The organism is Serratia sp. B501, from assembly GCF_051172315.1.
GTDB lineage: Bacteria > Pseudomonadota > Gammaproteobacteria > Enterobacterales > Enterobacteriaceae > Serratia > Serratia ureilytica.
On record NZ_JBPIZB010000011.1, the window covers coordinates 24,622 to 44,224 of the forward strand.

Sequence of the window (19,603 nt, forward strand, 5' to 3'; positions counted from 1 at the left end):
CAGCCGGCTAAGCCTCACCTGCTGACCGCTATACCGAACGGGAAACGATAACAATGACGGAGAATCCGCAACTTAACGCATTACTGGCGGCCTGCCACTGGATTGGTGACAAAGGCTGGTGTCCGGCGACCGGCGGCAACATGTCGCTGCGCCTCGACGAACGCCAGTGCCTGGTCACCGAGTCCGGCAAAGACAAAGGCAGCCTGAGCGCCGCCGATTTTCTGCGGGTGGATATCGCTGACAATCACGTGCCGAGCGGCCGTACGCCGTCGGCGGAAACCGGGCTGCATACGCTGCTCTATCGCTTGTACCCGCACCTTGGCGCGGTGTTGCATACCCATTCCGTCAACGCCACCGTGTTGTCGCGGGTGGAACGCGGCGATGCGTTGGTGCTGCAGGGGTACGAAATGCAAAAGTCGCTCGCCGGTCAGCGCAGCCACTTGGACAGCGTGGCGATCCCCATTTTCGATAACGATCAGGACATTCCCCGGCTGGCGTCGCGCGTGGCGGCCTATGCCGAGGTCACGCCGCTGCAGTACGGTTTTCTGGTGCGCGGCCACGGTCTCTATTGCTGGGGAAGCCAGGTGGCGGAAGCCCGCCGCCATCTCGAAGGGCTGGAATTCCTGTTCCAGTGTGAACTGCAACGTCGCTTGCTGGAGGCGAAATGATCCGCGCTATCGTGACCGATATTGAAGGCACCACCAGCGATATTCGCTTCGTGCATCAGGTGCTGTTTCCCTATGCCCGCGAGCGGCTGGCGGATTTTGTTCGCCGTCACGCCACGGAGAGCGAAGTCGCCGCGCCGTTGGCGGCGCTGCGCGCTGAAATTGACCAGCCGCAGGCGGATCTCGATGCGCTGATCGCCGCGCTGTATCGCTTTATGGATGAAGATCGCAAATCCACCGCGCTCAAGGCGCTGCAGGGCATCATCTGGCGCAGCGGCTATCGCGAGGGCGACTTCCGCGGACATCTTTATCCGGAGGTCGCCGGGCAGTTGGCTGCCTGGCAGCGCCAGGGGGTGAAGCTTTACGTTTATTCCTCCGGTTCGGTGGAGGCGCAGAAGCTGCTGTTCGGCCACAGCGACGCCGGCGATCTGCAGCCGCTGTTCAGCGGCTATTTCGACACCCGCGTCGGCGCCAAGCGTGAAACCGCGTCGTACCGCAACATCGCGCAGGCTATTGGCATCGCGCCCGACGAACTGCTGTTCCTGTCCGATATTCACCAGGAGCTGGACGCCGCGCAGGCCGCCGGCTGGCATACCTGCCAGCTGATCCGCGATGAGGCGGACGCACAGAGCCGGCATCCGCAGGTCAGCCGTTTTGATCACATCGATTTAGGGGAGTTTGTCTCATGAGTGGATTGACCATTTTCAGTGATACAGCACCGCAGCAGCCGCTGTGGCAGAGCCGCGACGCGCAGGAAATCCAGCGCCAGCTGGCGCAGATCGGCGTGCGCTTTGAGCGTTGGCAGGCGGATCGCGAGTTGGGCGACAACCCGCAGCCGGAGGCGGTGATCGCCGCCTACCAGCATGAGATCGACCGGCTGGTGGCGGAAAAGGGCTACCAGAGTTGGGACGTGATCAGCATGCGGCCGGACCACGAGCAGCGTCAGGCGCTGCGCGAAAAATTCCTGTCCGAACACACGCACGGCGAGGATGAAGTGCGCTTTTTCGTTGAAGGGGCGGGGCTGTTTTGCCTGCATCTGGACGGCAAGATCTTCCAGATCCTGTGCGAAAAGAACGATCTGATCTCGGTGCCGGCCAACACCCGTCACTGGTTCGATATGGGCTCGGCGCCGCACTTTACCGCGATCCGGGTATTTGACAACCCGGAAGGCTGGGTGGCGCATTTCACCGGCGACAAGATCGCCGATGCCTATCCGCGTCTGGACTGATCGTCAACCGGCGGGCGTTAACCCAGCGCCCGCTGGAAAATCCCCGCTTCAACCTGCTGCGGCGTGATCACGCCGCTATCGAACACCCACCCGCTGATAAGCTTGGCCGGCGTGACGTCGAACGCCGGATTGCAGACCGGCGCATCGGCCGGCGCCCACTGGCAGGCGCCGAAACTGCCTGAAACGCCGGTGACTTCGGCCGCCGCGCGTTGCTCGATCGGGATGGCGGCGCCGTCCGGACAGTGCGGATCGTGGGTGGTATGCGGGGCAGCCACATAGAATGGAATGCCATGGTAGTGCGCCAGCACCGCCAGGCTGTAGGTGCCAATCTTGTTGGCGACGTCGCCGTTGGCGGCGATGCGATCCGCGCCGACCCACACCGCATCGACCTGGCCCTGCGCCATCAGGCTGGCGGCCATCGAATCGCAGATCAGACGATAGGGAATGCCCAGCTCGCCCAGTTCCCAGGCGGTCAGACGGCCGCCCTGCAGCAGCGGCCGGGTTTCATCGACCCATACCTGTCGCACTTTTCCCTGCTGGTGGGCGCGCAGCAGCACGCCGATGGCGGTGCCGACGCCAGCGGTGGCCAACCCGCCGGTATTGCAGTGGGTCAGCAGGCGGCTGCCGGGCTTGACCAGCCCAGCGCCGTGATCGGCGATGCGATCGCACAGCCGGCGATCTTCCTCCACCAGCCGCAGCGCTTCGTTCACCATCGCCGGCGCCCAGTCAGGCTCCGCCAGCGCCAGCTTCATGCGATCCAGATTGTTCATCAGGTTAACCGCCGTCGGACGGGCGGCGCGCAGCGTGTGCAGCGCTTGTTCCAGCTCGGCGCGCGGCACACCGCGTTCCGCCAGCAGCGCCAACAGCAGGCTGGCGGACAGCCCGATCAGCGGCGCGCCGCGCACCCGCAGGCTGTGAATGTGCCCGACCAACTCCTCCACGCTGTCGCAGGCGCGCCACCGCTTTTCCTGCGGCAGGGCTTGCTGATCGAGGATCCAAAGACGGTTGTCCCGCAGGGACAAACTGGTGGTGTTAAGCGCTTGCATCGGCGGTTAATTCCTTGTTGCGAGGTTATTGCATCTGAAACGCTATTCTGCCAACATGACTTCCAGATGTATAGACGTCCAAATGCTTTTACGTCTAAATAAACAGAATCGCTGGGGGCAGCGAGAGAGAACAGAGGGGTTGGGGAATGTCGCTTTATCGTACGTTTACGGCTGCCGATGCCGTTGAATACGCCCGCCAATACGGGCAGGTGGCCGAGCCGCAGGCGCTGGTCAGCGCCGACGAGATCGGCGACGGCAACCTGAACCTGGTGTTCAAGATCCGCGATCGCGAAGGCGTGAGCCGGGTGATCGTCAAACAGGCGTTGCCGTACGTGCGCTGCGTGGGCGAATCCTGGCCGCTGACGCTGGATCGGGCGCGCATCGAAGCGGAAACGCTGTTGATCCACGGCGGTTTCTGCCCGCGACATACGGTAAAAGTCCTGCACCACGATCCCGAGTTGGCGGTGATGGTGCAAGAAGATCTCTCCGACCATCGCATCTGGCGCAGCGAACTGGTGCAGGGGAACTATCATCCGCTGGCGGCCGGTCAGCTGGCGGAATACCTGGCGCAGACGCTGTTCCACACCTCCGATTTTTATCAGTCGGCGCAGCAGAAAAAAGCGGAAGTCAGCCGCTTCACCAACCCCGAGCTGTGCCAGATCACCGAAGATCTGTTCTTTACCGATCCCTATATCGACCATGAGCGCAATCAGTTCGAGGCGGCGCTGTTGCCGCAGGTGCAGGCGCTGCGTGAGGATGCGCCGCTGAAGCTGGCGGTCGCCGGCCTGAAACACCGCTTTCTCAGCAAGGCGGAGGCGTTGTTGCACGGGGATATCCACAGCGGTTCAATTTTCGTGGCGGAAGGGCGATTGAAAGCGATCGACGCTGAATTCGGTTTCTACGGCCCGATCGGTTTCGATGTCGGCACTGCGTTAGGCAATCTGCTGCTCAACTATTGCGGCCAGCCTGGGCTGTTCGGGCCGCGCGACGCCGCCGCCGGGCGCGAGCAGCGTCTGCAGGATGTGCGCGAGCTGTGGCTGATCTTTGCCGATCGTTTCCTGGCGCTGTGCCATCAGCAAAGCCGCGATGCGGCGCTGGCGACGCCGGGTTACGCCGAGCAGTTCCTGCAGCAGGTCTGGATTGATGCGGTAGGGTACTGCGGCACCGAGCTGATTCGGCGCACTATCGGCCTGGCGCACGTCGCCGATCTGGACAGCATCGCCGACGCCGACATGCGCCTCGACTGTCAGCGTCATGCGCTGGGTTTGGGGCGCACGCTGATCGTCAATGCGCCGCAGATCGAGCATATCGACGCGCTGTTGGCGCGCATTCGTCAGCAAGGCTGAAGAGCCCGACAGTAATGAGGCAAACCCGGCTGCGGCCGGGTTTTTTTTAATAACTTATTGGCATCAGTAACAGAATAGATAAATTGTTTTTAACTAAAAAGGTATTTTCACTCGCGTCTTATTTGTAAATTTAATTATATTTTATGACCGTTGGTTACATGTCTTCAATATTAATGCCATCCATAAGGATAGTGCTTATTTATCTGGCTTTCATGACGGTAATTAAAATAAAAAAATGCCATCCGTTCTTTTTTTGATCGTTTTATTGTGGAAGTGGGAAGATGAAAAAAGATTTTTTATCGATAAAAACTATCACGTCGCCGTTACTTTTTTAGGAAATGGGATAGCTCATGCTCGGGTTTGAATAAAGCAGTGGGTTGATTATCTCAATATTACCCCCTAGATTATTCGAGTGTCGGACAACCGTAAATAAATAACGCAAGGTTATTAACTATAAGTAACCTTTGGCCTCACTTTGTCTGATTATTTCTATCGAGATCGGAGTGCTCCATGCAATTAACGCCAAGAGAAATCGAAAAGCTGATGGTCTATACCCTGGCTGACGTCGCATTAAAACGAAAATCCAGAGGGATAAAGCTTAATTATCCCGAGGCGGTGGCCATTATTACCACCGCGGCGCTGGAGGGCGCCCGCGAGGGAAAAACGCTGGAAGAAGTCATGAACGACACGCGGCAGGTTTTGAGCCGCGATGACGTCATGGACGGCGTGGCGGACTTGATCCCGCATGTGCAGGTCGAGGCGATATTCAGCGACGGCAGCCGCCTGGTGACGGTGCACGATCCTATTCAATAAGCGCCGATGGCCTTCCTGAATCCCATGGACGAATCTTATCAGCACAGGTATTCCGATGAAAAAGCATGACAAAGAAAAGCACGTGCCGCCAGGCGGCTATATCCTGTCCGAAAGTCCCATCACCTTCAATGAAGATCGCGAGACGGTTATTTTAACGGTGCGCAATACCGGCGACAGGCCTATTCAGGTCGGCTCACACTTTCATTTCTTCGAAGCCAACAAAGCGCTGCAGTTCGATCGCGCCGCCGCCTTTGGCAAACGGTTAAATATCACCGCCACGACGGCGATCCGTTTTGAACCCGGCGATGAAATCGAGGTGGCGCTTATTGCCATCGGCGGCAAGCAAACGGTTTATGGTTTTAATAATCTGGTGGACGGTTGGGCGGGCGACAGCCCGGTAGCCGCCGGTGAAAGAGTAAAGAAAACTATAGATGTAAAGCGAGCTATTGAGCTGGGTTATAAAAACCGCGATCAGGCGCCCATTAAGACGGACGAGGAATAAAGCATGCCAACGATCTCCAGGCAGGAATATGCCGGGCTGTTCGGCCCGACCACCGGCGATAAAATTCGCTTGGGCGATACGCAACTGTTTATTGAAATAGAAAAAGATCTGCGCGGTTACGGTGAGGAATCGGTCTACGGCGGCGGTAAGTCGCTGCGCGACGGCATGGGCGCCGATAACCGATTAACCAGCGACAATGTGTTGGATCTGGTCATTACCAATGTGACCATTCTGGACGCCCGGCAAGGGGTGATCAAGGCGGACGTCGGCATTAAAAACGGCCTGATCGCCGGCATTGGCAAAAGCGGCAACCCGGCGATGATGAACGGCGTCACGCCCGGCATGGTGGTGGGGGTCAGCACCGACGCCATCTCGGGCGAACACCTGATCCTGACCGCCGCCGGCATCGATACGCACATTCATTTCATTTCGCCGCAGCAGGCCGCACATGCGCTCTCCAACGGCGTGACGACCTTCTTCGGCGGCGGCGTCGGGCCGACCGACGGTTCCAACGGCACCACGGTGACCGCCGGGCCCTGGCATATCCACCGCATGCTGCGCGCCTTCGAGAACATGCCGGTCAACGTGGGAATGCTCGGCAAGGGGCACGCTTCGCACGCTGCGCCGCTGGTCGAACAAATCGCCGCCGGCGTGGCCGGGCTGAAGGTGCATGAGGACTGGGGCGCCACCAACTCCGCGCTGCGCCACGCGCTGCGGGTGGCCGACGACATGGATATTCAGGTGGCGGTGCATACCGACAGCCTGAACGAGGGCGGCTACGTCGAGGACACCATCGACGCCTTCGAAGGGCGCACTATCCACACCTTCCACACCGAAGGCGCCGGCGGCGGGCACTCGCCGGATATCATCAAGGTCGCCGCGCAGATGAACGTCTTGCCGAGCTCCACCAACCCCACGCTGCCGTTCGGCATCAACAGTCAGGCCGAACTGTTCGACATGATCATGGTGTGCCACAACCTCAACCCCAATGTGCCGGCCGACGTGGCGTTTTCTGAAAGCCGGGTGCGGCCGGAAACCATCGCCGCGGAAAACGTGCTGCACGACATGGGCGTGCTGTCGATGTTTTCCAGCGACTCCCAGGCGATGGGGCGGGTTGGCGAAAACTGGCTGCGGGTGATGCAGACGGCGCACGCGATGAAAGCCGCACGCGGCAAGCTGCCGGAAGATGCGGCGGAACACGATAACTTCCGCGTGCTGCGCTACGTGGCGAAGATCACCATCAACCCGGCGATCGCGCAGGGCATCAGCCACGTGCTGGGTTCGGTCGAGGTCGGCAAGATGGCCGATCTGGTGCTGTGGGAGCCGCGCTTCTTCGGCGCCAAGCCGAAGCTGGTGATCAAGGGCGGGATGATTAACTGGGCGGTGATGGGCGATCCCAACGCGTCGTTGCCGACGCCGCAGCCCACGTTCTACCGACCGATGTTCGGCGCCATGGGCAAATCGCTGCAGGAAACCTGCGTCACCTTCGTCTCCGGCGCGGCGTTGCACGACGGCATCAAAGAGAAACTGGGGCTGGAGCGGCAGGTGATGGCAGTGCATAACTGCCGCGCGATCTCCAAGCAGGACATGGTGCGCAATGCGGAAACGCCGCATATCGAGGTGGACCCCGAAACCTTCGCCGTCAAGGTCAACGGCGAACACGCCACGGTGAAACCGATCGCCACCGCCGTGCTTAATCAACGCTACTTCTTCAGCTAGGAACCGCCGCTCATGATCGTGATTGAAAAGATACTCGGCAATATCAAACGGGATGCCGACTGGCGTGAGCGTTTGCAACACGCCTCGCTGGACGTGCTGGTGCTCTCGCAGTGGGAGGCGCAGAAAAGCCGCTGTCGCAAAACCACCCGCGATGGTCAGGATCTCGGCATTTCCCTCGATCGTCACCAGGTGCTGGCCGACGGCGACGTGTTGCTCTGGGACGAAGCGAACCGCAGCGCGGTGGTGGTGCAGATGAACCTGCGCGATGTGATGGTAATCCATCTTGAGTCGCTGCTGGCGACCGATATGGCGACGGTGCTGAAGACCGCGTTCGAATTGGGGCATGCGCTGGGCAATCAGCACTGGAAGTCAGTCATCAAGGGCGATCGCATCTTTATTCCGCTGACGGTGGCGACCAAGGTGATGGATTCGGTGATGAAAACCCACGGCTTTCATGCGCTGCCTTATTCGTTCGTAAAGGGCGAAACCATTTTGCCGCATTTGACCCAGCCCGAAGCGCGCCTGCTGTTCGGCGGCGCGGAGGATTCCGCCACCCATGTGCATGTCGATAGCTCGTTTCTCGGCCAGCATGTGATTACGCTGAAATGAACGCCGTTCAGCTGATTCGCATCCTGCAGTTTGCCGATTCGGTGCTGCCGGTGGGGGCGTTTGCCTTTTCCAACGGCGTCGAGTCGGCGATCCAGGCCGGCATCGTGCGCGATGTCGACACGCTGAAATCGTTCACCCGCACCGCTTTGCAACAGGCGGCGGGCGGCGACGGCCGGGCGGTCGCGGCGGCCTGCCGGTCGCTGCAGGGGAGCGATCGCGAGGCGGTTATCGGGCACGACTGGGCGCTGTTCAACCGCAAGCTAAATGAAGAAGGCCGCAGCATGGTGGTGAGGATGGGAAAGAAGCTGGCGGAAATGACGGCGGCCATCTGTGATGAGCCCCAGGTGGTCTGGTGGCTTGAGCAGATCAAAACCGGCCGCGCCGCCGGCACCTATCCGGTGACGCAGGCGGTAGTGATGACGGCGCTGGGCGCGGGGCCGCGCGAGGTGGCGGTGATGCACCAGTACGGCGTGGCGATGACCATTCTCAGCGCCGCCATGCGCCTGATGCGCGTCACCCATATCGACACCCAACGCATCCTGTTTCAACTCAACCGGGACATCGACGTTTTTTGTGACGAAGCCGAACGCGGCGGCGTTGAACAAATGGCCTCTTACGCGCCGGTGATCGACGTCCTGGCCGCGCTGCACGTCGGCGCATTTACCCGACTGTTCAGCAACTAATGACAAAGGAACGAGCAGAGTGAAGAAAATTACCCGCATTGGCATCGGCGGCCCGGTAGGCTCGGGCAAGACCGCGATTATCGAAGTCATTACGCCGCGTCTGATCGAACGGGGCATCAGCCCGTTAATCATCACCAACGACATCGTCACTACCGAAGACGCCAAACAGGTCAAGCGCACGCTCAAGGGGATCCTCGACGAGGAGAAAATTCTGGGCGTGGAAACCGGCGCCTGCCCGCATACCGCGGTGCGCGAGGATCCGAGCATGAATATCGCCGCGGTGGAGGAGATGGAGGCCCGTTTCCCGGACAGCGACGTGGTGATGATCGAGAGCGGCGGCGATAACCTGACGTTGACCTTCAGCCCGGCGCTGGCGGACTTTTACATCTACGTTATCGACGTCGCCGAAGGGGAAAAGATCCCGCGCAAAAATGGCCCGGGCCTGGTTCAGGCCGACATCCTGGTGATCAACAAAATCGATTTGGCGCCGTACGTCGGCGCCAGCCTGGCGGTGATGGAACACGATACGCGCGTGGTGCGCGGCGAGCGGCCTTATATCCTCACCAACTGCAAAACCGGCGAAGGCATCGACGAACTGGTGGACATGATCATGCGTGATTTCCTGTTCACCCACGCGCCGTCGGCGGCGTTATGACGGCCGTCAGCGAAGCGGCGAGGCGCGTGGCGCAACTCGGCGCCGACGCGCCGGAGTTGGCCGCCTACCAGGACGAACCGCCGCAGATGGCCAGCGGCGGCGTGGGCAAAACCGGCTATCTGCGGCTGGGGTTCGCGCTGAACGGGCATCGCAGCGTGCTGCGGCAAATGGAGCGGCGCGTGCCGTTTCTGGTGCAGCGGGCGCTGTATTGGGACGAGGCGCTGCCGCAGATGCCGTGCGTATTCGTCATCTCCACCTCGGGCTGCATCTTGCAGGGCGATCGCCTGACGCTCGAGGTGCAGGTCGCCCCCCGGGCCTGCGGGCATGTCACCACTCAATCGGCGACCAAGATCCACGCCATGGAAAATAACTACGCGGCGCAGATGCAGACGCTGACGCTCGAAGAGGGCAGCTATCTGGAGATGATGCCCGATCCGGTGATCCCTCACTGCGGCTCGCGCTTCATTACCGATACCCGCATTACGCTGCACCCCACGGCGACGCTGCTCTATGGCGAGATCCTGATGTCGGGACGCAAACACCATCAGGCGGATCGCGGTTTCAGATTCGACGTTTACTCTTCGCGCATTAGCGCCTGTCGCCCCGAGGGCAACACGCTGTTTGTCGAGCGCTATGTGCTGGAACCGCATAAACACCCGCTGAACGGGGTCGGCGTGATGGGGCCGTTCGATGTGTTCGGCAATGTGATCCTGCTGACGCCGCCCGAGCATCATCAGCGGATCCTCGATCGCATCGCGCCCCGCTATGACGAGGCTGAGGGGATCGCCAGCGGAGTCAGCCGGTTGCCCAATGAGTGCGGGCTGATCTTTAAGGCTTTGGGCAAAGAGGCGCGCCAGGTGAAGGCGGCGATTCGCGCTTTCTGGCGCGTCGCCCGGGAGGAAATCCTGGGCGTGACGCTGCCCGAGCCTTTTATCTGGCGCTAGTCTGCAGCGGGAAGCGGTCATGACGACAAAGTGGAGTTGGGCGGCGTTGTGCGCCCGCAGCCGAATAGCGGCGGTGACGGATGCGGTGCTGCGCGGCTGTTCGCAGGTGATGTTTCAAAATAACCCGTTGACCGGATTATTGTTTTTTATCGCCATTTTCGTGGGCGCCTGGGAAGAGGGGCTGCCGCAGGTGGCCTTCGGCTGCCTGCTGGGCACGGCGGCGGCGACGCTCAGCGCGGCGTGGTTGGTGGACGATCGCGCAGCGTTGCGCACCGGTCTCTATGGCTACAACGGCTGCCTGGTCGGCGCCGCGCTGCCGACCTTTTTGCTGCCCTCTGTTTGGCTGTGGATCGGCGTGATCTTCAGCAGCGTGATCTCGGTGATCGTCACCGTCGGCCTCAATCGGCTGCTGCGTACCTGGAAGATCGCGGCGCTGACCGCGCCTTTCGTGCTGACCACCTGGACGGTGCTGCTGGCCAGCTACCCGTTCAGCCATCTGCGGCATGTGCGGTTGCCGCCGGCGGCCATCCCGGCCGACGGCGCGGTGTTCAACCCGCATCCCGACCTGGCGGAGGTGTTGAGCGGCGCGTTGCACGGCGTCTCCCAGGTCTTTTTGTGCAGCAGCGTGAGCGGCGGCGTGCTGCTGTTGCTCGGGCTGGCGGTTTCGTCGCCGCGCGCGATGGCGCTGGGTTTTTTCGGCGCGATGCTGGCGGTGGCCACATCGCTGGCGATCGGCGCCGATCCGCAGGCGGTTTTCGCCGGGCTGTACGCCTTCAGCGCAGTGCTGACGGCGGTGGCGCTGGGATCCGTCTTCAACCCGCCCGGCCGGCGGGTGCTGATCTATACGCTGCTCGGCGTGATTTTCACGGTGCTGGTTCAGGGAGCGTTCAATACCCTGCTGGCTCCGCTGGGCATGCCGTCGCTGACCATGCCGTTCGTGATCGCGTCCTGGCTGTTTTTGAGCGCCAATCCGGCGGTGATCGCGGCGCGGCGCTAATCCATTGATTTGAACATAACGATAAAACAGGAGTGTGGGTATGGCGGGAGTTTCCGAAGGATTGCATGGCGCGGCCCGGCGGCGGGCGGTATCCCTGTTGCTGGGGCTGGTGGCGGTCAACGTCGTTGTCTGGCTGCTGGCGCTGGCGGTGTTCAAAGACAATGCGGCGCTGATGGGCACCGCATTGCTGGCCTACAGTTTTGGTCTGCGCCATGCGGTGGATGCCGATCACATCGCCGCGATCGACAACGTGACCCGCAAGCTGATGCAACAGGGCAAAACGCCGGTGGCGGTCGGCACCTTCTTCTCGCTCGGCCACTCGACCATCGTGGTGCTGGCCTCGGCCGCCATTGCCGCCACGGCGATGATGTTCAGCCGACAGATGGGCTGGTTTCACGAAACCGGCGGTTTGATCGGCACGCTGGTGTCCGCGCTGTTTCTGCTGACGGTGGCCTTTATCAACCTGCTGGTGCTGATCTCCGTGTGGCGCGCTTTCCGGCAGGTGAAGGTGGGCGAGCTGCCTGCGCATCAATCGCTGGATCTGTTGATGAGCGGCGGCGGTGCGCTGGCGCGCTGCTTCCGCCCGCTGTTCAGGCTGGTGAATCAGAGCTGGCACATGTACCTGGTGGGCTTCTTGTTTGGCCTGGGCTTCGACACCGCCACCGAGGTCGGGTTGTTGGGGATTTCGGCTGCCGGCGCCGGCCACGGCATGAACCTGTGGAGCATCATGCTGTTCCCGGCGCTGTTCGCCGCCGGCATGGCGCTGATCGACTCCATCGACAACTTCGTGATGATTGGCGCTTACGGCTGGGCGTTCTCCAAACCGATCCGCAAACTGTACTACAACATGACCATCACGGCGGCGTCGGTGATCATCGCGGTGTTTATCGGCGGCATCGAAGCGCTCGGACTTATCGCCGACAAGCTGGCGCTGTCCGGCCCGCTGTGGGACGCCGTCGCGCGGCTCAACGATCATCTGGGGGAGATGGGCTATTGGGTGATCGCCGTGTTCATTTTCTGCTGGCTGGTGTCGGTGGTGAATTACCGCCTGCGCGGTTATGACAAGCTGACGGTCAGCGGCTGAAAAGGCGGGTGCTCGTGGATCCTGCCTGACACCATCCGCCAACGGGCGGGGCGAACCCCGCCGTTGGGTTGCCTTACCGTTCGGATTCGTAAGCCAAAGTGGCCGCAACCTCCGAGTCTCCCAACCTGATGCGCAGTTCGCACAGCGAGCCGCGGGTTAGCCAGATGAACGCGATCAGCGTCATACAGACGATCACCAGCTTAAGCACGACCCGTTTTTGCTGCATTTTTGACCTCCCTATCCTTGCCTTGCGGCGGGTAAGAGGCTAACCTGATGTTGCTAGGCATCAGAGTGGCCTCGGGTTGATAATATCGACTCGGGGCCTTTCTCTTTCTCTCCTTTGCCAAGGCTCCGGACAGAAAGATCCAGAGCACCCGCTGCGCAGTCTACCCGAACTTCCTTCCCGTGAAATCCGCCGTTGCGCCAACCTGCGGCGCGGTGCGCAGTTTGTCATGCAAGAAAAGAAAAAGGGGCGATGATGATCGCCCCTTGGATGCGTGGAGTAGGAATTGGCATTAAGCCGCTTCGGTCTGCTGTTGGCGCTTAGACTGCGCCGCCGGCTTTTCCGGCTTGGCGGCCGCCAGCGCATCCGGCGCAAAGTCGTCCACGTTGATGGAGCGCAGACGGCTCTCTTCGGCTTTTACCAGGATCTTCGCTTCGTCGGCGCTGATCTTGCCTTCTTCCAGCGCGCGCTCCGCCAAACGATCCAGACGGGTGAACGGCAGGTTTTTGCCGGCTGCCTTGCACAGGCGTTCGTGAATCGGCTCGGCGGCCATCACGTCGGCCAGCGCCGCTTCCAGCAGGCCGATTGGGTTATGCTCGCTCGGCGTCAGGTACTGGCCGCGCCCCAGACGGCTGCGGGTGGCGGAAGGCACCTGCAGGATCTTGGCCAGCTGATGATCCAGGCGATCGGACGGTGCGGTATGCACGCGGCCGAACGGGAAGACCACGAAGCGCAGCGCGCCGGCGATAAAGCGGTTCGGGAAGTTGCGCAGCAGATCATCCAGCGCCTGTTCGGCTTTATGCAGGCTGTCTTGCACGCCCCAATGCACCAGCGGCAGATCTTCTTTCTGACGGCCTTCGTCGTCAAAGCGTTTCAGCACGGCGGAAGCCAGGTACATCTGGCTGAGGATATCCCCCAGGCGAGCGGAGATGCGCTCGCGGCGCTTCAGGCTGCCGCCCAGCACGCCCATGGAAACGTCCGACAGCAACGCCAGGTTGGCGCTCAGGCGGTTCAACTGCTGATAGTAACGACGGGTCGCGTCCTTGGTCGGCGTGGCGCTGGTGCGGCCGTTGGTCAGGCCCAGCCAGAAGCTGCGTACCTTGTTGCTGCCGACGTGGCCCAGGTGGCCGAACAGCGATTTATCGAAGGCGTTCAGATCGTTGTTCTGCGCCGCCGCCATTTCATCCAGCACATAAGGATGGCAGCGGATCGCGCCCTGACCGAAGATCATCATGGTGCGGGTCAGGATGTTCGCGCCTTCCACCGTGATGGCGATCGGTGCGCCCTGATAAGCGCGAGCCAGGAAGTTGGATTCGCCCAGCATAATGCCTTTACCGCCGGCGATGTCCATGGCGTCAACGATCGACTGCTGGCCGCGGTGCGTACAGTGGTATTTGACGATGGCCGACAGCACGGCCGGTTTCTCGCCCTGCACCAGCGCATAGGTGATCAGCGAAGCGGCGGCGTCCATCACATAGGTGTTGCCGGCGATGCGCGCCAACGGCTCTTCGATCCCTTCCATTTTACCGATGGAGATCTTGAACTGACGGCGAATGTGCGCGTAGGCGCCGGTCGCCAGGGCGATGGATTTCAGGCTGCCGGTGGAGTTGGACGGCAGGGTGATGCCGCGACCGACCGACAGGCATTCAACCAGCATGCGCCAGCCCTGGCCGGCCATTTTCGGGCCGCCGATGATGTAATCGATCGGCACGAACACGTCGGTGCCGCGGGTCGGGCCGTTCTGGAACGGCACGTTCAGCGGGAAGTGGCGGTTGCCGATTTCCACGCCCGGCGTGCTGGTCGGGATCAGCGCACAGGTGATGCCCGGGGATTCGTTGTCGCTCAGCAGGCGGTTCGGGTCATGCAGTTTGAATGCCAAACCCAGTACGGTGGCGACCGGCGCCAGCGTGATGTAGCGCTTGTTCCAGGTCAGGCGCATGCCCAGCACCTGCTTGCCTTGCCATTCGCCCATGCACACGGTGCCCACGTCCGGGATCGCGCCGGCATCTGAACCCGCTTCCGGGCTGGTCAGCGCGAAGCAAGGGATCTCGTCGCCGCGTGCCAGGCCCGGCAGGTAGTGGTTTTTCTGTTCTTCGGTACCGTAATGCTGCAGCAGTTCGCCCGGGCCGAGGGAGTTCGGCACGCCGACGGTGATCGCCAGGATGCCGGAAACGCCGGCCAGTTTTTGCAGCACCATCGCCTGAGCGTAAGGTGAGAATTCCAGACCGCCGTACTCTTTCTTGATGATCATCGCGAAGAAACGGTGTTCTTTCAGGTACGCCCAGAGTTCAGGCGGCAGATCGGCCAGTTCGTGGGTGATCTGGAAGTCGTTGGCCATGCGGCAGGCTTCTTCCACCGGGCCGTCGATAAACGCTTGCTCTTCTTCCGTCAGGCGCGGTTTCGGGTAGCTGTGCAGCTTGTTCCAGTCCGGCGCGCCGCGGAACAGATCGCCTTCCCACCAGGTGGTGCCCGCGTCGATCGCTTCCTTCTCGGTGGTGGACATCGGCGGCATCACCTTGCGGAAGGCGCGCAGCGCCGGCGCGGAGAGCAGAGAGCGACGCACAGAGGAAAGGTTCAGCGGCAGCAGCACGATCGCCAGCGGCAGCAACAGCCAGAAGCTCCACAGGCCGATCGTGCCCATGGCGGCGGTGTACGCCACCAGGATCAGGCTGCTGAGGATAAGGTTCACTCGGTGGTAGAACACCACGCCGAGGAGAGCCAGTAAAACGACAATACTAAGAACCATCATAAGAAGCTCCGAAGTAGTAAGAGGTCTGACCTGTTGTGTGTATGTAATAGGTTTTAGTACAAGGCAGAATTTTTATCAATGCGTTTACAGTTTAATTACAACTCAGGTCACAAACTGACAGCACCAATCATCAAAAACCTCTCCGCTTCCTTAACCGGCGCGCTGTTTGGCTGAGAATGCTTCTCGCTGTTTCCGCGATCCGGTACACTGCGGAGCGGAAGATTTGACGATAACAAGAGGTTCCTCATGTACCACGACCTTATTCGCAGTGAACTGAACGAAGCGGCTGATACCCTGGCGAAATTTATCAATGACGACGCCAACATCGACGCCATCCAACGCGCGGCGGTGCTGCTGGCGGACTCCTTCAAAGCCGGCGGTAAAGTGATCTCCTGCGGCAACGGCGGTTCCCATTGCGACGCGATGCACTTCGCCGAAGAGCTGACCGGCCGCTACCGTGAAAACCGCCCGGGCTACCCGGCGATTGCCATCTCGGACGTGAGCCATCTGTCCTGCGTCAGCAACGACTTCGGCTATGAGTATGTGTTCTCCCGCTATGTGGAAGCGGTGGGCCGCGAAGGCGACGTGCTGCTGGGCATTTCCACCTCCGGCAACTCCGGCAACATCATCAAGGCCATCGACGCGGCGCGCGCCAAGGGGATGAAAGTGATCACCCTGACCGGCAAGGACGGCGGCAAAATGGCGGGTTCCGCCGATGTGGAAATCCGTGTGCCGCACTTCGGCTACGCCGATCGCATTCAGGAAATCCACATCAAAGCGATTCACATCTTGATTCAGCTGATCGAAAAAGAGATGGTTAAGGCTTGATAGCCTTCGGGGGGCTGCGGCTCCCCCAGGAATAAGACAGCGGGCGCCGCATGCATGCCGCGCCCGCACAGCGTATGTCAGTGTGGTTAAGGAGTGCTGGCGATGTGTGAACTGCTCGGGATGAGCGCAAACGTACCGACCGATATCTGCTTCAGCTTTACCGGCCTGGTACAGCGCGGCGGCCGCACCGGGCCGCATAAGGATGGCTGGGGCATTACCTTCTATGAAGGGAACGGCTGCCGCACATTCAAGGATCCGCAGCCGAGCTTCAACTCGCCGATCGCCCGCCTGGTGCAGGACTATCCGATCAAGTCTTGCGCGGTGGTGTCCCATATTCGCCAGGCCAACCGCGGCGAAGTGGCGCTGGAAAACACCCATCCGTTCACCCGCGAACTGTGGGGCCGCAACTGGACCTACGCGCACAACGGCCAATTGAAAGGCTATCGCCAGCTGGATACCGGTACGTTTCGCCCGGTCGGCCAGACCGACAGCGAATACGCGTTTTGCTGGCTGCTGCATCAGCTGGCGTTGAAATACCCGCGCACCCCGAGCCAGTGGCCGGCGGTGTTCCGCTATATCGGCCTGTTGGCGAGCCAGCTGCGCAAGAAAGGGGTGTTCAACATGCTGTTGTCGGACGGGCGCTTCGTGATGGCCTATTGCTCCACCAACCTGTATTGGATCACGCGCCGCGCGCCGTTCGGCAAGGCGACGCTACTGGATCAGGACGTGGAGATCGATTTTCAGCAGCAGACCACACCGAACGATGTGGTCACGGTGATCGCCACCCAACCGCTGACCGCCAACGAAACCTGGCACAAGATTGAGCCAGGCGAGTTCGCGTTATTTCACTTCGGTGAGCGGCTTGTTCTGAGCGAAGGGATTGGTGTTGGGCGTCGGGCTGGCTGACGCGTACTGCGTCATCTGGCCGCTGCTCATCAACGGTTGACCCAGCACATACTGGCCGTTGTCCACGGTCATCATCGGCGGCTGGTGGTTCTTCGCGAAGTAATCGTAGCCCGGCTTCAGCTGGCGCCAGAAGGCGATATAGCTGGATGATGCATGGCGCTTCAGGTTCTGTTCGGTCATGCGGAACGGGTAGATGCTGATGTCGACGCGGCTTTGGCCATAGGCGAAGGCGGCTTCGACGTAGCGATAGATCTCATCCATATAGGTGTTGGTCATCGCGTAACAGCCGATCGATTTACATTCGCCGTGGATCATCAGATAAGCGCCGGAATAGCCCTGCGACTTATCGTAATCATTAGGGAAACCGATATTGATCGCCCGATAATACTTGCTGTCGGGTTTCAGATGGCGCGCGTCAACGCTATAAAAGCCTTCCGGACTTTTAAAGTCGCCTTCACGACGTTTAGGACCCAGCCCGCCGGAGAAATTACAGATCGGGAACGTATTGACCAAGCGGAATTCATTGCCCATTTTGGCATACAATTCCAGCTTGCGTTCCTCTTTGAAGATCTGAATATAGACCGGCGACCCCAATAATTGCTGTTTAACTACCGGCGCTTCGGGTACCTGCTCGCTGGCGCTGCAGGCCGTGATCATCGGCATAGAAACAAGCATCGCAAACAACAGCGCGATTTTGCTCATTATTATTCCTGCTTATATTTATCTGCCGGCGCAATGAGATTGGCCAGCGTGCCACTGATTATTGTTTTTACTGCTGCAAAACACCGCCAGATTACCAGCGCGTTTATTTTTAGCAATACGTGATATGTATAAAAAAACGACAAGGCTCGATAAAAGTGAAATGACCGGCAGATTTTAACGATAAGTAGTGAAAAACAGGCGAAATTTAATTGCGTTTGCTTGACACAAGTCACGACGGAACGCAGAACAATGTTGCGAACAATGTTAATATTCTCTCTTCAATTTAACGCGCTGTGGCGATTGAAGCGGCAAGAGTTATGGCATATAACCCGGCCGTTTTGATGGTTATTTGGCTACATGCCGTTAACACATCGACTGTCGCGCAAACAACGGAAGGGGGATTCAAGGGAATGCGCGTTACCCCAGTTTTTCACTGCGAGAAAGTTCATGTTGGGCGTGCCGTTGTGCGCACTGCCCGGCAATCCTGGCATCGTCAGCACCCGCCTCTGGGGCCGGTCAGACGTGTAAACCAAACTACATCGTATAAATCCTATGATTAAGATCAGAAAAGGGTTAGATCTGCCGATAGCCGGAGCCCCGGTTCAGGCGATCCAAGATGGCCCGAACATTCAGCATGTCGCCCTGCTTGGGGAAGAGTATGTCGGAATGCGTCCCTCCATGCTGGTGCAGGAAGGCGATACCGTTAAGAAAGGCCAGGCGTTGTTCGAAGATAAGAAAAACCCCGGGGTTTTCTTCACGGCTCCCGCCAGCGGCCGCATCGTCGCGATTAACCGCGGCGAGCGGCGCGTCTTGCAATCGGTGGTGATTGCGCTGGAAAACGGCGGCGACGATCAGCTCGAGTTTGCGCATTATCCGTTGGGTGAACTCAGCCAACTGCCGCGCGAACAGGTCGAAAGCGAACTGATCGCCAGCGGCCTGTGGACCGCGCTGCGCACCCGCCCGTTCAGCAAAACGCCAAGCCCCGGCAGCGAACCGCGCGCCATTTTCGTCACCGCGATGGATACCCAACCGTTGGCCGCCGATCCGCAGGTGATCATCGCCGAACAGCAGGCGGCGTTCAACGCCGGGCTGGTGGTCTTGGCGCGTCTGACGGCGGGTAAGGTACACGTATGCCACGCCGCCGGCGCCTCGGTTGGCCAGCAGAGCGGCCCGCAGATCGCCTACAGCGAATTTGCCGGCCCGCATCCCGCCGGGCTGGCGGGCACCCACATTCACTTCCTTGAACCGGTCAGCCTGAAGAAAACCGTTTGGCACATCGGTTACCAGGACGCGATCGCCATCGGCACCCTGTTCACCACCGGTAAGCTCGATACCCGCCGGGTCGTGGCGCTGGCCGGGCCGCAGGTGGCGCAGCCGACGCTGCTGCGCACCCGCCTGGGAGCCAGCCTCGATGAGTTGACCGCCGGCCGCCTGAAAGAGGGCGAGAACCGGGTGATCTCCGGTTCGGTGCTGAACGGTATGCAGGCCGCCGGGCCGAACGCCTGGCTGGGCCGTTTCCACTCGCAGGTGTCGGTGCTGGAAGAAGGGCGCGACAAAGAGCTGTTCGGCTGGATCGTGCCGTCGCCGAACAAGTTCTCCATTACCCGCACCACGCTGGGCCACTTCCTGAAAAACAAACTGTTCGCCTTCTCGACCACCACTAACGGCGGCGAACGCGCCATGGTGCCGATCGGCAACTACGAACGGGTGATGCCGCTGGATATTTTGCCGACGCTGCTGCTGCGCGATTTGCTGGCGGGCGACAGCGACAGTGCGCAGGCGCTGGGCTGCCTGGAGCTGGACGAGGAAGATCTGGCGTTGTGCACCTTCGTTTGCCCCGGCAAGTATGAGTACGCGCCGGTGCTGCGCGAGGTGCTGACCAAGATTGAGCAGGAAGGATAACC

General features: G+C 60.5%; 20 protein-coding genes. 16 read left to right on the forward strand and 4 right to left on the reverse strand.

The window, feature by feature from the left end:
* Nucleotides 1-53: 53 nt before the first annotated feature.
* From ACSBQV_RS23050 to ACSBQV_RS23060, 3 genes are read left to right on the forward strand one after another with little or no spacing between them, the layout of a single operon-like run.
* Nucleotides 54-668, forward strand: a complete 615-nt coding sequence (locus ACSBQV_RS23050) for a methylthioribulose 1-phosphate dehydratase (RefSeq protein WP_033651006.1) — start codon at nt 54-56, stop codon at nt 666-668.
* The gene (gene mtnC, locus ACSBQV_RS23055; RefSeq protein ID WP_099785082.1) at nt 665-1,354 is read left to right on the forward strand and encodes an acireductone synthase; all 690 of its coding nucleotides are present in this window, start codon (nt 665-667) and stop codon (nt 1,352-1,354) included. Before ACSBQV_RS23050 ends, mtnC begins: the two co-directional genes overlap by 4 nt.
* Nucleotides 1,351-1,893 (forward strand): 1,2-dihydroxy-3-keto-5-methylthiopentene dioxygenase, encoded by a 543-nt coding sequence (locus ACSBQV_RS23060; RefSeq protein ID WP_015376726.1) that lies wholly within the window; start codon nt 1,351-1,353, stop codon nt 1,891-1,893. Before mtnC ends, ACSBQV_RS23060 begins: the two co-directional genes overlap by 4 nt.
* Before the next feature lie 17 nt (nt 1,894-1,910).
* Here the strand turns inward: ACSBQV_RS23060 and mtnA are convergent, their stop codons facing one another.
* Nucleotides 1,911-2,939, reverse strand: a complete 1,029-nt coding sequence (gene mtnA, locus ACSBQV_RS23065; RefSeq protein ID WP_099785080.1) for an S-methyl-5-thioribose-1-phosphate isomerase — start codon at nt 2,937-2,939, stop codon at nt 1,911-1,913.
* 146 nt (nt 2,940-3,085) lie between these two features.
* On the opposite strand from mtnA, the gene mtnK reads away from it, so the two are divergent.
* From mtnK to ACSBQV_RS23115, 10 genes are all read left to right on the forward strand, one after another.
* Nucleotides 3,086-4,285: an S-methyl-5-thioribose kinase gene (gene mtnK / locus ACSBQV_RS23070; RefSeq protein WP_099785078.1), complete on the forward strand. Its 1,200-nt coding sequence runs from the start codon at nt 3,086-3,088 to the stop codon at nt 4,283-4,285.
* Nucleotides 4,286-4,795: 510 nt separating this feature from the next.
* Entirely contained in the window at nt 4,796-5,098 is a 303-nt protein-coding gene (locus ACSBQV_RS23075) for an urease subunit gamma (RefSeq protein ID WP_025160087.1), read from the forward strand.
* Between the two features lie 55 nt (nt 5,099-5,153).
* Nucleotides 5,154-5,600: an urease subunit beta gene (locus tag ACSBQV_RS23080; RefSeq protein WP_033641965.1), complete on the forward strand. Its 447-nt coding sequence runs from the start codon at nt 5,154-5,156 to the stop codon at nt 5,598-5,600.
* 3 nt (nt 5,601-5,603) lie between these two features.
* The gene (locus ACSBQV_RS23085) at nt 5,604-7,319 is read left to right on the forward strand and encodes an urease subunit alpha (RefSeq protein WP_042783732.1); all 1,716 of its coding nucleotides are present in this window, start codon (nt 5,604-5,606) and stop codon (nt 7,317-7,319) included.
* 12 nt (nt 7,320-7,331) lie between these two features.
* The gene (ureE, locus tag ACSBQV_RS23090) at nt 7,332-7,928 is read left to right on the forward strand and encodes an urease accessory protein UreE (protein WP_099785076.1); all 597 of its coding nucleotides are present in this window, start codon (nt 7,332-7,334) and stop codon (nt 7,926-7,928) included.
* Nucleotides 7,925-8,611, forward strand: coding sequence for an urease accessory protein UreF (locus ACSBQV_RS23095; protein ID WP_099785074.1), 687 nt, complete (start codon nt 7,925-7,927; stop codon nt 8,609-8,611). The genes ureE and ACSBQV_RS23095 overlap by 4 nt, the downstream gene beginning before the upstream one ends.
* A 19-nt stretch (nt 8,612-8,630) precedes the next feature.
* Nucleotides 8,631-9,266 carry an urease accessory protein UreG gene (ureG, locus tag ACSBQV_RS23100; protein WP_033651013.1) on the forward strand — a complete coding sequence of 212 codons (636 nt, stop codon included), beginning with the start codon at nt 8,631-8,633 and terminating at the stop codon, nt 9,264-9,266.
* Complete coding sequence (locus ACSBQV_RS23105) at nt 9,263-10,210, forward strand: urease accessory protein UreD (RefSeq protein ID WP_033651014.1); 948 nt, start codon at nt 9,263-9,265, stop codon at nt 10,208-10,210. Before ureG ends, ACSBQV_RS23105 begins: the two co-directional genes overlap by 4 nt.
* A gap of 19 nt (nt 10,211-10,229) precedes the next feature.
* Nucleotides 10,230-11,207, forward strand: coding sequence for an urea transporter (yut, locus tag ACSBQV_RS23110; RefSeq protein ID WP_099785072.1), 978 nt, complete (start codon nt 10,230-10,232; stop codon nt 11,205-11,207).
* A 40-nt stretch (nt 11,208-11,247) separates the two neighbouring features.
* Complete coding sequence (locus ACSBQV_RS23115) at nt 11,248-12,291, forward strand: HoxN/HupN/NixA family nickel/cobalt transporter (RefSeq protein WP_099785070.1); 1,044 nt, start codon at nt 11,248-11,250, stop codon at nt 12,289-12,291.
* A 73-nt stretch (nt 12,292-12,364) separates the two neighbouring features.
* Here ACSBQV_RS23115 and ACSBQV_RS23120 read toward each other — a convergent pair whose 3' ends face one another.
* Both ACSBQV_RS23120 and fadE read right to left on the reverse strand, forming a co-directional pair.
* A complete protein-coding gene (locus ACSBQV_RS23120; RefSeq protein WP_004930217.1) occupies nt 12,365-12,517 on the reverse strand; it encodes a Hok/Gef family protein in 153 nt (50 codons plus the stop codon).
* A 289-nt stretch (nt 12,518-12,806) separates the two neighbouring features.
* The gene (fadE, locus tag ACSBQV_RS23125; protein WP_099785067.1) at nt 12,807-15,263 is read right to left on the reverse strand and encodes an acyl-CoA dehydrogenase FadE; all 2,457 of its coding nucleotides are present in this window, start codon (nt 15,261-15,263) and stop codon (nt 12,807-12,809) included.
* A gap of 246 nt (nt 15,264-15,509) precedes the next feature.
* Here fadE and lpcA point away from each other — a divergent pair, with 246 nt between their 5' ends.
* Complete coding sequence (gene lpcA / locus ACSBQV_RS23130; protein ID WP_004930220.1) at nt 15,510-16,091, forward strand: D-sedoheptulose 7-phosphate isomerase; 582 nt, start codon at nt 15,510-15,512, stop codon at nt 16,089-16,091.
* Between the two features lie 102 nt (nt 16,092-16,193).
* Nucleotides 16,194-16,997: a class II glutamine amidotransferase gene (locus ACSBQV_RS23135; protein WP_019454310.1), complete on the forward strand. Its 804-nt coding sequence runs from the start codon at nt 16,194-16,196 to the stop codon at nt 16,995-16,997.
* Here ACSBQV_RS23135 and dpaA read toward each other — a convergent pair.
* A complete protein-coding gene (dpaA, locus tag ACSBQV_RS23140; protein ID WP_025301666.1) occupies nt 16,932-17,699 on the reverse strand; it encodes a peptidoglycan meso-diaminopimelic acid protein amidase in 768 nt (255 codons plus the stop codon). The two genes, ACSBQV_RS23135 and dpaA, sit on opposite strands and share 66 nt — an antisense overlap.
* A 552-nt stretch (nt 17,700-18,251) precedes the next feature.
* On the opposite strand from dpaA, the gene ACSBQV_RS23145 reads away from it, so the two are divergent.
* Entirely contained in the window at nt 18,252-19,601 is a 1,350-nt protein-coding gene (locus ACSBQV_RS23145) for a Na(+)-translocating NADH-quinone reductase subunit A (protein ID WP_033641974.1), read from the forward strand.
* Nucleotides 19,602-19,603: the final 2 nt, after the last annotated feature.

Coding starts and splice junctions, on each gene's coding strand:
- mtnA (WP_099785080.1), bottom strand. CDS start 2,939: ATGCAAGCGCTTAACACCACCAGTTTGTCCCTGCGGGACAACCGTCTT.
- ACSBQV_RS23115 (WP_099785070.1), top strand. CDS start 11,248: ATGGCGGGAGTTTCCGAAGGATTGCATGGCGCGGCCCGGCGGCGGGCG.
- fadE (WP_099785067.1), bottom strand. CDS start 15,263: ATGATGGTTCTTAGTATTGTCGTTTTACTGGCTCTCCTCGGCGTGGTG.
- dpaA (WP_025301666.1), bottom strand. CDS start 17,699: ATGAGCAAAATCGCGCTGTTGTTTGCGATGCTTGTTTCTATGCCGATG.
- ACSBQV_RS23120 (WP_004930217.1), bottom strand. CDS start 12,517: ATGCAGCAAAAACGGGTCGTGCTTAAGCTGGTGATCGTCTGTATGACG.
- yut (WP_099785072.1), top strand. CDS start 10,230: ATGACGACAAAGTGGAGTTGGGCGGCGTTGTGCGCCCGCAGCCGAATA.
- mtnK (WP_099785078.1), top strand. CDS start 3,086: ATGTCGCTTTATCGTACGTTTACGGCTGCCGATGCCGTTGAATACGCC.
- ACSBQV_RS23145 (WP_033641974.1), top strand. CDS start 18,252: ATGATTAAGATCAGAAAAGGGTTAGATCTGCCGATAGCCGGAGCCCCG.
- mtnC (WP_099785082.1), top strand. CDS start 665: ATGATCCGCGCTATCGTGACCGATATTGAAGGCACCACCAGCGATATT.
- ACSBQV_RS23085 (WP_042783732.1), top strand. CDS start 5,604: ATGCCAACGATCTCCAGGCAGGAATATGCCGGGCTGTTCGGCCCGACC.
- ureE (WP_099785076.1), top strand. CDS start 7,332: ATGATCGTGATTGAAAAGATACTCGGCAATATCAAACGGGATGCCGAC.
- ACSBQV_RS23080 (WP_033641965.1), top strand. CDS start 5,154: ATGAAAAAGCATGACAAAGAAAAGCACGTGCCGCCAGGCGGCTATATC.
- ACSBQV_RS23075 (WP_025160087.1), top strand. CDS start 4,796: ATGCAATTAACGCCAAGAGAAATCGAAAAGCTGATGGTCTATACCCTG.
- ACSBQV_RS23135 (WP_019454310.1), top strand. CDS start 16,194: ATGTGTGAACTGCTCGGGATGAGCGCAAACGTACCGACCGATATCTGC.
- ACSBQV_RS23050 (WP_033651006.1), top strand. CDS start 54: ATGACGGAGAATCCGCAACTTAACGCATTACTGGCGGCCTGCCACTGG.
- ACSBQV_RS23105 (WP_033651014.1), top strand. CDS start 9,263: ATGACGGCCGTCAGCGAAGCGGCGAGGCGCGTGGCGCAACTCGGCGCC.
- ACSBQV_RS23060 (WP_015376726.1), top strand. CDS start 1,351: ATGAGTGGATTGACCATTTTCAGTGATACAGCACCGCAGCAGCCGCTG.
- ACSBQV_RS23095 (WP_099785074.1), top strand. CDS start 7,925: ATGAACGCCGTTCAGCTGATTCGCATCCTGCAGTTTGCCGATTCGGTG.
- lpcA (WP_004930220.1), top strand. CDS start 15,510: ATGTACCACGACCTTATTCGCAGTGAACTGAACGAAGCGGCTGATACC.